Source organism: Halobaculum sp. D14 (assembly GCF_051195135.1).
Classification (GTDB): Archaea; Halobacteriota; Halobacteria; order Halobacteriales; family Haloferacaceae; genus JBNTKA01.
Genome location: NZ_JBNTKA010000005.1, coordinates 1 through 13,151 on the forward strand (window position 1 = coordinate 1; position 13,151 = coordinate 13,151).

The following is a 13,151-nucleotide window of genomic DNA, read 5'->3' on the forward strand; positions in this document are numbered from 1 at the left end:
GCTCCCGGCGTTCCAGCGTGGGAGCGGTATTCGAGATTAGCCTCAGTTTCCCGAGGTTATCTCGATCCGTAGGGTAGATTGGCCACGTGTTACTGAGCTATCTGCCACGAGTATGAACTCGTACGACTAGCATGGCTAAATCGGACTCCGATAGCAATGACCTCCGGCAGGATCAACCGGAATGTTCCTGTCCTGACGGACAGGGGGTGGCGGGTCGATTGGTGACACCGTTGTATCAGCCAGATGTCACCAAGCTATCGGGGCTAACATCAGATACCGTCTTGCGGCGGACCGCAGGGGCGGAATCCTCATCCTGCCGCCCGGGTGGGCGGCGTGTCGTTCACATCACTACCAAATGCAGGTTCATACAAAAGGCCGTCGTCTCGCGGCCGCCTCGTGCCGACGACTCATGGGACAAACGTTCACACACTGAGCCGTGCCGTCCCCGACATCCCAGACGGATTCCAGCGTCAGACGGCAGACAGGGCCTTGCGAGCAGCAACTCCCCGCCGAACCGGCCGGATGAGTAACGACTTTGCGGCCGCGCGGCCGAGACCGAGACAGATGACGCCCGACTTCTCGCGGCTCGACGCGCTGCTGGCTGAGGCGGACGCGGACGCGTACTGTCTGGACTCGGACAGTTCCGACTCGAACCAGCTGTACCTCTCCGGGTTCGACGCCCCCGACCCGTTCTTCACCGCGTACACGCACGCGGAGACAGCGGTGCTGGTGTCGGGGCTGGAGTACGGCCGCGCGAAAAAGGAGTCGCGCGCGGACACGGTCGCGCGCCTCGCGGAGTACGACCACGTCGACCGCGTCGAGGAGTACGGCGAGGCCGAGGGGACCGTTCGGACCTACGCCGCCTTCCTGGACGACCTCGGAGTCGACGCGGCCGTCGTCCCGGAGCGGTTCCCAGTGGGTGTCGCGGACGGTCTCCGGGACCGCGGCGTCGACGTCGCGGTCGACACCGACGACGTCGTCGAGGACATCCGCGCGGCGAAGACCGACGAGGAGGTCGAGCACGTGCGCACCGCCCAGAAGGCCAACGAGGCGGCGATGCGCGCGGCGGAGACGCTCATCGCCGACGCGGCCGTCGACGGCGACGTTCTGGTCCACGACGGCGAGCCGCTGACCAGCGAGCGGGTCCGAGAGGAGATCGAGGTGACGCTGCTCCGACACGGCTGCGCGCTCGACGAAACCATCGTGGCCTGCGGCGCGGACGCCGCGGACCCGCACAACCGCGGGAGCGGCCCGCTCGAACCCGGCGAGCCCGTCGTCGTCGACATCTTCCCGCGCGACAAGGCGTCGAAGTACCACGCCGACATGACGCGGACGTTCCTCCGCGGCGACCCCGACGACGAGGTTCGGACGCGGTACGACGTCACCCACGACGCGCTTCGGCGCGCGCTCGAAGCCGTCGAACCGGGCGTCACCGGCGCGGAGGTACACGACGTCGTCTGTGACACCTACGAGGAGGCGGGCTACGAGACGCTGCGGTCGGACCCGACGACCGAAACCGGGTTCATCCACTCCACGGGCCACGGCGTCGGCCTCGACGTCCACGAACAGCCGGGCGTCAATCCCCGCGGCGAGGAGCTGAAGCCGGGGCACGTCGTCACCATCGAACCCGGCCTGTACGACCCCGCGGTGGGCGGTATCCGCATCGAGGACATCGTCGTCGTCACCGAGGACGGCCACGAGAACCTCACGGACTACCCCGTCGAACTGGTCGTCGACTGACCGCGACCGCGACGCCGCTGTCGACGGAGCCGGCCAGCCTGACAGCGCGTCGAAACCTTTTCGTCGCCGCACGCCACCGCTGTGGACGACCGTGACTCCCGGACACAGCCGAAGCACCCTCGAACCGCACCGGCCATGCCGCTGAAAAGTGGCGTCTCGCACGCGTTCGGCGCGCTCGCGAGCGTCGGCTTCGCCGCCGTCGTCGACACCTACCTGGCGAACAACTACGCGTCCGTCGCCGCCGTGTTCAGGGCCGTCGGGGCGCCGCTCGCCGCGGCGCTCGGCGGGTCGCTGGACGGCGAACTCGCCGGGGCGCTCGTTCTCGCCTCGGCGCTGGCGTTCCTGTGGGGGACGACGTACCACCTCGTCCGGCACTGACCGGCGAACGGACGGCGGCGGCGGACGGTCGCCGGCGTCGACGCGACTCACCTAACCGATACGCTTTCACGGCCGGTCGGGCTGCATACGTCCATGAAGCTGCTCGTCGTCGGCGCCGGTGAGATGGGCCGGTGGCTCGCGCGGACGCTGCGTCCCGCGGTCGACCGCGTCGCCTTCGCCGACACGAACCCGCAGACAGCGATGGACGCCGCCGAGGCCGTCGTCGACGGCCGTGTCGTCCCGGCGGACACCGACGAGTCGTTCGACTGCGTCGCGCTCGCGGTGCCGATGCCGGCCGTCGCGGACGCGGTCGAGCGGTACGCGCCGAACGCCGCCGACGGCGCGATGGTCGACGTCTCCGGGGTGATGGCGGAGCCGCTCGCCGCGATGGAGGAGCACGTGGACGGCGAGTACGCCAGTTTCCACCCGCTGTTCGCGCCGCCGCGCGCGCCGGGGCGGGTCGCCTACGTCCCGGGCGTCGCGGGCTCGTTCGTCGACGGCGTCCGCGACGGACTGACGGCCGCCGGCAACGACGTCTTCGAGACGACGGCCGCCGAGCACGACGAGGCGATGGAGACGGTTCAGACCGCGGCGCACACCGCGGTGCTGTCGTACGCGCTCGCTGCCGACGACGTCGACGACCGGTTCCAGACCCCGGTTTCTTCGGGGCTCACCGACCTCGCCGCGACGATGGCGGAGGGGCACCCGGCGACGTACGCCGACATCCGCGAGGCGTTCGGCGGCGCCGACGATGTCGCCGACGCGGCACAGGTGCTCGCCGACGCCGACCGCGACACCTTCGAGGAACTGTTCGCGGAGGTCCGCGACCGCGTCGACGCGGCGTCCCGGTTCGACGGCGACGGTGGCGGTGACGGCGACCGCGACGCCGACGACGGCGAGTCCGGTTCGGCAGGCGGAACGGGAACGGACGGCGGCGGCGACGCCGGAGCCGGCCGATGAGCGCCGTCGACCGCGAGGCACTCCGGGACACCGCGAAGTACCTGCGGCGCGCCCGGCCCGTCGACCCCGACGAGATATTCGAGTACCTCCCCGACCAGCCGCATCCGGCGGTCGTCCGGCGGGCGCTACGCGAGGAGGCGTACGACCTCGGGCTGTTCGAACGCGACGACGGGACGTTCGTCCCGGCGAACGACGACCCGGTCGACCCACCGGGCTGGCAGCCGTCGGCGTTCCCGGAGCGGTACGCGCACGCGTTCGAGGACCTGCTCGTCGAGCGGTTCGGCCGCGAGTGGGCGACCGGCGACTCCGGCGACGAACTGCGCGACGTCATCCGGCGGATGAAAGAGGACTACTACCGCGGCCGCGACGTGGAGTACGACGCGGACGCGGCGCTCGGCTACGGCGTGTATCACCTCCCGGATTTCTACGCCGCGGTCGGCTACGTCCTCGACACGCTCGCCGAGCGGGGGCTGCTCCCGCGGCAGCTCCGCGTCCTCGACGTCGGCGCCGGCGTCGGCGGCCCGATGCTCGGCGTCCACGACTATCTGCCCGACGACGCGCTCGTCGACTACCACGCCGTCGAGCCGAGCGCGAACGCCGACGTGTTCGACCGGCTCGCCGACGAGACGCGCCGGAACGTCAGGACGACGACTCACCGGACGACCGCCGAGGCGTTCGACCCGGAGTCGGTCGGCGCCGTCGACCTCGTGCTGTTCGGGAACGTGCTCTCGGAGCTCGACGACCCGGAGGCGGTCGTCGAGACGTACCTGGGCGCGATGGCGGACGACGGCGCCTGCGTCCTGCTCGCGCCGGCGGACCTGAACACGTCGACGCAGCTCCGGTCGGTCGAACGCAGCGTCGCCCCGCCCGACGGCGATGTGACGGTGTACGCGCCGGACCTGCGGCTGTGGCCCGGCGAGGAGCCGTCGGACCGCGGCTGGTCGTTCGACGACCGGCCCGCCCTGGAGACGCCGGGGTTCCAGCGCCGCCTCGACGACGCCGCCGACCGGAGACACGACGAGGAGCCCGGCGCCTTCTGCAACACGGACGTGAAGTTCTCGTACGCCGTGCTCCGGACCGACGGCGAGCGCCGCGTCCCCATCGTCGCCAGCGGCGAGCGGCACGCGAAGCTCGCGAACTCGGAAGCGCACGTCACCGACCGCGTGAACCTCCTCGCCGTGAAGCTCTCGCAGAACCTCGCGTCGGGCGATGCGAACCCGCTGTTCAAGGTCGGTGACGGCTCCGAACGCCTCGAACACTACGCGGTGCTCACCGGCGAGTCGTCGCTGAACCGCGACCTCAGCGAGGCCCCGTACGGCGCCGTGTTACAGTTCGAGAACGTCCTGGTCCTGTGGAACGACGACGAGGGCGCGTACAACCTGGTCTGCGAGAAGGAGACCGTCGTCGACGCGCTCGTGCCCTGAGTCGGCGCGAACCAGAATCGGCCCGAACCGGGGTCGAAGCGGCCTCGCGCGGCGCCCGTCAGTCCAGCCCGTAGCGGCGGACGGCGGTGCGGGCGCCCGCGACGCCGGCGACGCCGAGCGCGACGACGGCGGCGACGGCGAGGTACGTCGACGCGTCGGCGGAGCCGACCGCGAGTTTCGCGGCGACGTTCGCGGGGTTCACGGGGGAGAGCGCGGCGGCGCCGAACAGGCCGAGCACGCCGAGCGAGTAGACGGTCTGTGCGGCGCGGCGGTCAGGCGACACCAGCGCGACGGCGGCGCCGAGCGCCGTGACGAGCGCGGCCAGCCCGGCGGTCAGGCCGAGCAGCGACACGACGCCGGCGGCGGTGCCGACGGCGCTCGACGCGGGGGCGATGGCGGTGCCGTTCAGCGACAGCAGCGCGAGCCACAGCGCCGCCTGCACCGGCGCGAGGCCGGCGGCGGCGAGCAGTTTCCCCTCCACGATGTCGGTGAGCGTCACCGGGGCGACCCGGAGCAGTTCGAGCGTGCCGCGCTCCACCTCCTCGGTGAGCGAGTCCACCGTCACCGACCCGGCGATGAACACCGGGAGGAACAGCAGCAGCGGCACCAGCACGGTGTAGGTGAACCCGAAGTACGGCGACGCGCCGGCGCGCGGCGGCAGTTCCAGCGGCGTCGACGTCAGGTGCGCGGCGCGGTCGGCGCGCTCGGCGCGTTCGAACGCCCGCAGCGCCTCCCGCGCCTGCACGACGACGAGCGTCGAGGCGACCCCCTGGTCGGGGACGAGCACCCTGACTTCGAGGACGTGCCGCGGCGTCTCCGTGACGAGCAGCGCGGCGTCGACTTCCCGGGCGGTGAACGCGTCGACGGCTGCCTGCTTGGTCTCGTACAGCCGCGGCTCCATGCTGTCGGTGGACTCGGCCGCCGCCGCGAGTTCGTCCGCGGCGTCGCCGGCGACCGCGGTTTCGACGGTGATTCCGGCGGCGTTCCCGGGGTCGTACAGCGAGACGAGCCCGACGACGAGGAACGACGAGAACGCCGCGACGAACAGCTGGATGAGCAGCGCGAGCACGATGGTCTTCTCCGAGCGCAGCGACGCGAGTTCGCGCTTCGCGATGACGACCCGCGGGTCCCGGTCCCGGTCGGCTCGCTCTGCGGCGGCAGTCCCCGGCTTCGGCGCGGGCGAGTCACCCAAGGGTCATCACCACCGCGAAGTCGTACGCGAAGTGAATCGCGGCCGCGACGGCGAGCGTCACGGCCCACGACGCCCGGTCGCGGGTCGCGCCGACCGCCGAGACGGCAGCGGTGACGACGTGCAACAGGAGCGGCGCGGCGAGCAGCGCGACGCCGACGGCCGGGCTCACCCCGGACGGCGCGAACGCGGCCTGCCCGAGCGGCAGCGAGCCGAGCCCGACGAGCTGGACGACCGCGGTCGCCTTCTCGGCGACGAAGAAGCCGACTCCGGCGAGCGCGCCGAGTTTCAGCGCCGTCGGGAGGTCGCGTTCGAACCGCGACTGGTGGAAGCCGGCGTAGACGCCGACGCCCTTCGCGGCCTCCTCAACGGCGGCGACGACGACGAGCAGCGCGACGGTCGCGGCGGCCTGCGGCAGCGCGAACAGCACGGCGACGGCGAGCAGCTCCGCGACGAACACGAACGGAATCGACAGCGCGGCGAGCACCGCGACGTCGCGGGGCCGCGACAGCCGGACGGCGAGCGCGTCGAGGAACTTCAGCGGGACGGCGCGCTGGGTGAACATGTCCTCTTCGCGGTAGACGCCGGTGCCGAGCAGGAACAGCGTCGCCGACGTGAGGTAGAACGGCCCGGTCGAAAACAGGTAGTCGCCGACGGAGGTCGCGGCGCCGCCGGCCTGGAGGTCGCGGACGACGAGCGTGAGCGGCGAGATGAGCGCGACCGGCGTGACGTTCGTGAAGATGGCGGGGACGAACGCGTACGTCGTCAGGAAGACGGACACCGTGACGGTGACGAACGTGAGCTCCTTGAAGCTCCGCGCGAACATCGCGCCGACGAACGTCGCCGCGAGGAACGCGAGCGCGACCGGGAACACGGCGGCGACCGACAGGACGCCGCCGCCGACCGCGGCCGCGATGACCGCCGTCGCGACGAGCGAGACGGCGACGTACGGCAGCGTCTTCCCGGCGACGATGTCGAGTTTCGACACCGGCGCGACCAACAGCAGTTCGCCGCGTCGGTTCACGCGCTCGTTCAGAATCGTGGAGCCGTACGCCTGAATCACGAAGTTCATCGGGACGAGGAACGCGAACGCGAGCACCAGCGACGCGAACGGGAACGGCGGCGAAATCTCGGCGGGCGACCCGGTCGACTGCCCGCCGAACAGCGGGCCGCCGCCGAAGTCCGGGACCTGCATCGGCCCGCCGGCGTCGCCGCCGCCCGAGCCGTCGGCGCCGGCGTCTCCACCGCTTCCGTCGCCGGCTCCGTCCCCGCTGGAACCGTCGCCGCCGTCGGTGCCGCTTCCGCCGTCGCTCGCGCCGATCTGGTCGGAGCCGCGGGTGACGTAGCTGAGCGTCACGGACACAGGGAACGCTGCGCTCTGGTTGTCCTGTTGGCGCATCAGCCGGTCGTTGTGCGCGGCGACGGCGCTCCGGAACGCCGCCAGCGCCGCCTCGCCCTTCGCCGTCTGCAGGTGCGTCACGGTCGCCTGCCGGTCGCTGACGTTCGCGTCGGCGACGTAGAGGTCGGCGTCGGCCGCGTCGGCCGGCACGGCTTCGAGCGGCGTCGACGACGCCACCGGTTCGTGGTACGGGCTGTCTTCCGAGACGGCGACCTCGTAGATGTCGCGGTCGAACGCGACGCCGCCCGCCGCGGCGCCCGCGACGGCGACGCCGACGGTCAACAGCAGCGCGAGCGCGCCGAGCACCGCGGTCCGCCGGTCGAGGACGCCGGCGGTCCGGCTGACCTCCCACCGCGCGATGCGGAGGAGCTTCCGCGGCGTCACTCGTCGTCCTCCGCGGCGGACGCCGCCGGCTCGCCCGACGCAGCGGACCCGTCGTCCGCTGCTCGGTCAGCGCCGTCGTCGGTTTCTCCGTCCGTCCCCGCGTCGTCGCCGGCGGTGACGCGGCGACTCCCCGGCATCGGCTGGCCGACGACGTCGAGGAATATCTCTTCGAGCGTCGACTCGCGGGTCCGGATGTCGTCGACGTCGCCGCCGGCGGCGGCCGCGGCGTCGCGGACCTCCTCGACGGCGTCCATCGAGTCGACTTCGGTGACGAAGCGGTCGCCGTCCGGCTCCGCGCCGGCGACCTGGACCGTCGTGAACACGCGGTAGGCGGTGTCGCCGTGTTCGTCGCGAATCTCCTCGACGGTGCCGCGCGCGACGATTTCGCCCTCGTTCATGATGACGACGCGGTCGCAGACCGACTCGACGTGATAGAGGTTGTGCGCGGAGAACAGCACGGTCTTTCCGGCGTCGGCGAGGTCGCGGACGTACTCGAGGACGTAGTTCGTCGTGAGCGGGTCGAGCCCCGACGCGGGTTCGTCGTAGATGAGGACGTCCGGGTCGTTGACGAGCGACCGCGCGATGGCGACCTTCCGTTTCATCCCCTTTGACATGTCGCCGAGGCGTCGGTCGCGGTGGTCGAGTTCGAGGTCGTCGAGCGCGCCCTCGATGCGCTGGGTCGCGGTGGGCCGCGGGACGTCGTAGAGGTCCGCGAAAAAGCGGAGGTAGCTCCGCGCGGTCATGTCCTCGTACAGCGGCGACTCCTCCGGGAGGAAGCCGAGGTCGGTCCTGGTGGCCGGGTCGCCGGCGGGCTTCCCGGCGATTTCGGCGACGCCGGCCGTCGGTTCGACGAGGCCGGCGAGCGTCTTGAGCGTCGTCGTCTTCCCGGCGCCGTTCGGCCCGACGACGCCGAAAATCTCGCCCGCGTCGACCGCGAAGGTGCTCCCCTGTACGGCGACGAAGTCGCCGTACACCTTCCGTAGCCCGTCGGCACGAATCATGACTGGTCCGTCCGTCCGAGCGGGGTAAAGCCCGTCGCCGAGGCTATCGGCGCTGAAAACCACGGACGGCGTCGCCCGGCCGGCGGACGCGGTGTCGGCTCCGACGCGGGTCAGAACGCAACTCGGCGGGCCTGGACGGGACGAAATGGAACACAGAAAGCGGTGGTCGCGACGGAGTACAGGACGTAGTCAGTCGAGCGGTGCTCGCAGTCGAAAGCGCTGGTCGGTGAACGGCGTCAGTCGTCGGCCGGCGCCGCGGAGTCCGCGTCGGCGTCGACGTCGACGTCCGCGGTCACTTCGCCGCCTCGTTCCCAGACTGCCGCCGCAGACGTTCGGTTCGGCGGCGTGTGGTCGACGTCCTCCATGGTCTGCTCTGTCATCGTGGCACGGTCTACCTCGGCGCGGTATATCAGCGTTCCTCCAAACCTCATAAGACACACTATAGCATATAAGGAAATACTAGGTCCGAGTCGGGGCGGCGGCACCGCGCCGTCCGGTCACTCGTCGGAGACGTGGAAACCGGGCGACTCGGAGCGAGGCCCGACCGCTTCGAGGAACCGAACCGACGGGCTCGCGGTGAACGCCACCAGCGACGCCAGGAACACCGGCGTGATGCTCGCGCCGTCAGTGAGCGCGATGGCGATGAGCGCCGACGACAGCGGCGTTCCGGTGACGACGGAGTTGAACGCCGCCATTCCGGCGAGCGAGGCGAGCACCGGCGGGAGCCCGGGGACGACGAGCGCGGCCGCCTGCCCGACGAGCGCGCCCATGAACATGTGCGGGACGATGAGGCCGCCGATCCAGTTCCCGTGAATCGTGACGCCGGCCGCGACCATGACGGCGGCGAGCGTCACCAGCAGCGTCTGGAGCGTGAATCCGCCGCCGAGCAGCGCGTTCATCTTCGCGCCGCCGTAGAAGTACGACAGCGGGACGAGCCACCCGAGGACGCCGATGACGGCGCCGGCGAGCGTCGTCCTGACGTACACCGCCACGGAGAGCCGGCGGAACGCGCGGCCGACCAGGCTGAACGCCTCCGAGTAAACGAGCCCGAACGGGATACAGAGGACGCCGACGGCGGCCGCCCACCCGAGTTTCGGGAGCGTCGGCGGCACGATGGACGCCGTCTGCCACACCGGGAACAGCCGCATACCGCCGAGGGCGACCTCGGTGAGGTAGCCGGCGAACGACGCGACGAACGTCGGGATGATGGCCTCGTAGTACTCGAGGCCGCGCTCGTGCGGGAGTTCGAGCCACAGCAGCGCGCCGCCGATGGGGGCGCCGAGAATCGCGCCGAAGCCGGCGCCCATCCCGGCGAGCGTCAGCAGCTTCGTGGAGTTGTCGAAGCCGAACAGCTCCGAGACGTACGTCCCGAACGAGCCGCCGACCACCGACATGACGCCCTCCGGGCCGGCGTTCTGCCCGGCGACCAGCCCGACGAGGCCGACCGGGATGATGGGGACGTTGTCCGCGAGTTCGACGCGGCCCTCGCCGTGGAACTGCTGGACGAGCGCGGAGAGCGCGCCGGGGTAGAACGTCGAGTAGAGGACGGCGCCGACGAGCACGCCCGCGGCGATGCTCACCGGGACGCGCCAGTACGTCGCGGTCAGCGTCGACCAGAGCAGGTGTTTGAGCGCGAGCCAGACGACGCGGAACGCCGTCGCGACCACGCCGACGCCGACGCCGAGCACCGCGGCGACGACGAGCAGGTGGTGGAACTCGCGTTCGCGAAGCGGAACCGGGACGCGCTCCATGGGGACGGTAGTTCAGCCGGACGCACGGCTTGATTTGCGTTCTCCGACGACGGCGTCGGTGACGGCAGCGACGCCGGCGGCCGGTCAGCGCTGGACGGCGAGCACCGGGACGTCGCCGTCGCGGATGACCTGCTCGGTCGTGCTCCCCATCAGGAACCGGCCGACGCCGGAGCGGCCGTGCGTGCTCATCACGACGAGGTCGACGTCGTGGTCGTCCGCGTACCGCAGTATCGTCCGGTCGGGCGCGCCGACCTCGACGGCGCCGACGGCGTCGACGTCGCGGGCGAGCGCCTCGTCGACGATGCGGCGCGTGGACTCGTCGCCGGCCTCGCGGAGCGACTCCAGTTTCTCGTCGCCGCGGCCGACGATGGACGCGCTTTCGGTCTGGTCGACGACGGCGAGCACGTGGACGGTCGCGTCGTACCGTTCGCCGTGGCTGAAGGCGTGTTCCGCCGCGTCCATCGCCGCCTCGCTGCCGTCGGTCGGCACCAGAATCGCGTCGTACATGGGGCAGACCAGAGACAGCGACGCCAAATATCCTGCCGTGGTGACGGCCCGGTCGGCCGCCGTGCACGCCGCCCCGTGCCGGCCGCTCAGCGAACGCGGCGGCCCCGAGTACCAACAGTTATGCACCGACCGACTGCTCCCGGACGTATGGACGAGACGCTGGTCGAACTGCTCGCGGCGAACGCGTCCCACGCCGAGGCGTTCCGCTCCCGGTTCGACGACGTCCAGGAGTTCCAGCGGCCCGACGTCGTGACGGTGTGCTGTTCGGACTCGCGGGTGTTACAGGACCACATCTGGGGGAACGACGAGCCGGGCCGGATATTCACGTGCAGCAACATCGGGAACCGGGTCGTCCAGCGCACCGAATCCGGGGAGGCGGTCTCCGGAGACGTGCTGTACCCGATCGCACACACCGGCACCGACACGGCCGTGGTCGTCGGCCACACCGGCTGCGGCGCCGTCACCGCCGCCTACGAGGCGCTGACCGACGGGCCGCTGGCCGACGGAGCGTCGGAGCCGCCGGGCATCGAACACTGCATCGACCTGCTGGCGCCGCACCTCGAACCGCGCGTCGAGGCGCTCCCCGACGGCGTCGACGGCGCGGCCGCGGTGAACCGGCTCGTCGAGTACAACGTCGACCGGCAGGTGTCGCTGCTACGCGCCAGCGACGACGTCCCGGCGGCGGTCACGGTGGTCGGCGTCGTCTACGACTTCCAGGACGTCTACGGCGGCGAGCGCGGCGAGGTCCACGTCGTCAACGTCGACGGCGACACGTCCGTGGAGTCGCTCCGGGACGCCCACCCCGAAATCGGCGCACGCATCCGGCGTCTCCAGGAGAACTGACCACCGCCGCGCGAGCTCAATCGGCGAGGCTCAATCAGCGAGGCCCGGCCGGCGACGGCCGGTACTGATTAGCGGCGCAGGACCCAGAACCGGGTATGTCGAGCGTCACCCTCGAGAACCCCGTCGTGTTCGGGGCGGTCGTGACAGTGCTGTGGACAGGCCTCTGGACCGGCGCCGAGGCCGTCCTGTTCGACGGAGACCTCGCGGTCGCCGCGGTTTCGGGCGCCGTCGGCGGCGTCGCGTTCTCGGTGGTCTGGTGGTTGCTGCGGCGGAGCCGGAAAGCCGAGACGGCGTGACTCGTCCTCAGCGGCTCTCCCGCTGTTCGACCTTGTTCAGTTCGATGAGCAGCCGGAAGATGGCCTTGACGAGGTTCGCGTCGACGTCGAACCGCTCGGCGTTCTCGCCGGCGCGGTCCATCACGGCCTGCTCCTGTGCCTCGTCGGTCGTCGGGAGGTCGCGCTGGGCTTTCACCGACGCGATGGTGTCGGCGACGTAGGTGCGGCGCGCGATGAGTTCGACGAGCTCCTTGTCGATGGACGCGATTTCGTCGCGGAGTTCGTCGAGCGACATTTCCTCGGGGTTCGGGACGTCGTCGATGTCGGGAGAGTCGTCTGTCATGGTGGGAGTGAGTCAGGTGGAGTGCGTCAGTCGATTCGGGCGCCGGCGTCGCGGGTCCGGGTGAGCACGGTGTCGCCGTCGCGGCGCGCCCAGCGGTCGCGGACGCGACGCAGGTCGTCGGCGTCGCCGACGGCGACGACGCTCGGGCCGGTGCCGGACAGCGAGACGCCGAGGCAGTCCGGCATCGCCTCGACGGCCGGGTCGGTCGGGAAGCCGAGCGCCGCGGAGAACGCCAGGCCGTTGACGGTCATGGCGTCGCCGTAGTCGCCGTCGAGCGCGAGGTCGACGGCGAGGTCCGCCATCGGCGCGACCTGGCGGCAGCGGTCGACGTCGGCGTCGGCGCTGTAGGCGCGCTCGGGCGGCGTCCAGACGAGCGCGTCGTGGCCGAACCGCTCGCGGCTGCGGAGCGAGTCCGACGTGTTGTCGGTGACGACGACGCCGCCGAGCATCGACGCCGCCGCGTCGTCGAACGCGCCGGTGACGGTGACGCCCACGTCGCGGGCGGCTTCGACGCCGATTCGGCACGCCTCCGTGAAGGTGACGTCGGCGTCCCGGTCGTCGGCGTCAGGAACGGCGTCCGAGTCGTCGGCGACGTCGACGCCGAGCGCGTCGAGGGCCGCGAGGACGGTGGCGTTCGCGGCCGCGCTCGACGACTTGAGGCCGGCGGCGGTCGGAACGTCGCTCTCGGTGCGGACGGTGCCGCCCTCCCCGTCGCCGAACCGGTCGACGACGCGTTCGACGCAGCGCTCGACGAGCCGCGTGTCGCCGTCCGGCGCCTCGGCGATGTCGCCGGCGACGCCGTCCGCGTCGGGGTCGAGGCGCACCTCGGCGGTCGTCTCCACGTCGAGCGCGAACGCGGCGCCGACGCCGGTGGCGAGCGCGTTGACGACGGTGCCGGCTCCGGGTGCGGCGGCGCGACCCTGCATGGACTGAGGGGGGCGCGGCGCGGGTTTCAAG

Annotated in this window: 14 protein-coding genes and 1 rRNA gene; 6 read left to right on the plus strand and 9 right to left on the minus strand. The window is 71.5% G+C overall.

Annotated features, from left to right (window positions below; translation table 11 throughout):
- A 16S ribosomal RNA gene (locus ACQUST_RS13875) occupies positions 1-183 on the minus strand; the annotation flags it as partial.
- A gap of 381 nt (positions 184-564) precedes the next feature.
- On the opposite strand from ACQUST_RS13875, the gene ACQUST_RS13880 reads away from it, so the two are divergent.
- The 4 genes from ACQUST_RS13880 to ACQUST_RS13895 all read left to right on the plus strand — a co-directional run bounded on the left by ACQUST_RS13880 (position 565) and on the right by ACQUST_RS13895 (position 4,502).
- Entirely contained in the window at positions 565-1,740 is a 1,176-nt protein-coding gene (locus tag ACQUST_RS13880) for a M24 family metallopeptidase (protein ID WP_435129793.1), read from the plus strand.
- 135 nt (positions 1,741-1,875) lie between these two features.
- A complete protein-coding gene (locus ACQUST_RS13885; RefSeq protein WP_435129795.1) occupies positions 1,876-2,118 on the plus strand; it encodes a hypothetical protein in 243 nt (80 codons plus the stop codon).
- Positions 2,119-2,211: 93 nt separating this feature from the next.
- Positions 2,212-3,078, plus strand: a complete 867-nt coding sequence (locus tag ACQUST_RS13890) for a prephenate dehydrogenase/arogenate dehydrogenase family protein (RefSeq protein WP_435129798.1) — start codon at positions 2,212-2,214, stop codon at positions 3,076-3,078.
- A complete protein-coding gene (locus ACQUST_RS13895) occupies positions 3,075-4,502 on the plus strand; it encodes a small ribosomal subunit Rsm22 family protein (RefSeq protein ID WP_435129801.1) in 1,428 nt (475 codons plus the stop codon). The genes ACQUST_RS13890 and ACQUST_RS13895 overlap by 4 nt, the downstream gene beginning before the upstream one ends.
- 58 nt (positions 4,503-4,560) lie before the next feature.
- On the opposite strand, the gene ACQUST_RS13900 is transcribed toward ACQUST_RS13895, so the two are convergent.
- The 6 genes from ACQUST_RS13900 to ACQUST_RS13925 form a co-directional block, all read right to left on the minus strand.
- Positions 4,561-5,616 carry an ABC transporter permease gene (locus ACQUST_RS13900; RefSeq protein WP_435130068.1) on the minus strand — a complete coding sequence of 352 codons (1,056 nt, stop codon included), beginning with the start codon at positions 5,614-5,616 and terminating at the stop codon, positions 4,561-4,563.
- Positions 5,617-5,686: 70 nt separating this feature from the next.
- A complete protein-coding gene (locus ACQUST_RS13905) occupies positions 5,687-7,474 on the minus strand; it encodes an ABC transporter permease (protein WP_435129804.1) in 1,788 nt (595 codons plus the stop codon).
- Positions 7,471-8,475: an ABC transporter ATP-binding protein gene (locus ACQUST_RS13910; RefSeq protein WP_435129807.1), complete on the minus strand. Its 1,005-nt coding sequence runs from the start codon at positions 8,473-8,475 to the stop codon at positions 7,471-7,473. Before ACQUST_RS13910 ends, ACQUST_RS13905 begins: the two co-directional genes overlap by 4 nt.
- Positions 8,476-8,711: 236 nt before the next feature.
- The gene (locus tag ACQUST_RS13915) at positions 8,712-8,855 is read right to left on the minus strand and encodes a hypothetical protein (protein ID WP_435129810.1); all 144 of its coding nucleotides are present in this window, start codon (positions 8,853-8,855) and stop codon (positions 8,712-8,714) included.
- Between the two features lie 117 nt (positions 8,856-8,972).
- Positions 8,973-10,226 carry a chloride channel protein gene (locus ACQUST_RS13920; protein WP_435129813.1) on the minus strand — a complete coding sequence of 418 codons (1,254 nt, stop codon included), beginning with the start codon at positions 10,224-10,226 and terminating at the stop codon, positions 8,973-8,975.
- 84 nt (positions 10,227-10,310) lie between these two features.
- The gene (locus tag ACQUST_RS13925; RefSeq protein WP_435129816.1) at positions 10,311-10,733 is read right to left on the minus strand and encodes a universal stress protein; all 423 of its coding nucleotides are present in this window, start codon (positions 10,731-10,733) and stop codon (positions 10,311-10,313) included.
- A gap of 147 nt (positions 10,734-10,880) precedes the next feature.
- Between ACQUST_RS13925 and ACQUST_RS13930 the strand changes: the two genes are divergently transcribed.
- Positions 10,881-11,576 carry a carbonic anhydrase gene (locus ACQUST_RS13930; RefSeq protein WP_435129819.1) on the plus strand — a complete coding sequence of 232 codons (696 nt, stop codon included), beginning with the start codon at positions 10,881-10,883 and terminating at the stop codon, positions 11,574-11,576.
- Between the two features lie 95 nt (positions 11,577-11,671).
- The gene (locus ACQUST_RS13935; protein WP_435129822.1) at positions 11,672-11,872 is read left to right on the plus strand and encodes a hypothetical protein; all 201 of its coding nucleotides are present in this window, start codon (positions 11,672-11,674) and stop codon (positions 11,870-11,872) included.
- A 7-nt stretch (positions 11,873-11,879) separates the two neighbouring features.
- Here ACQUST_RS13935 and ACQUST_RS13940 read toward each other — a convergent pair whose 3' ends face one another.
- Both ACQUST_RS13940 and ACQUST_RS13945 read right to left on the minus strand, forming a co-directional pair.
- Complete coding sequence (locus tag ACQUST_RS13940) at positions 11,880-12,173, minus strand: chorismate mutase (RefSeq protein ID WP_435130071.1); 294 nt, start codon at positions 12,171-12,173, stop codon at positions 11,880-11,882.
- A gap of 47 nt (positions 12,174-12,220) precedes the next feature.
- Positions 12,221-13,120 carry a shikimate kinase gene (locus ACQUST_RS13945; protein WP_435129825.1) on the minus strand — a complete coding sequence of 300 codons (900 nt, stop codon included), beginning with the start codon at positions 13,118-13,120 and terminating at the stop codon, positions 12,221-12,223.
- Positions 13,121-13,151 lie beyond the last annotated feature (31 nt).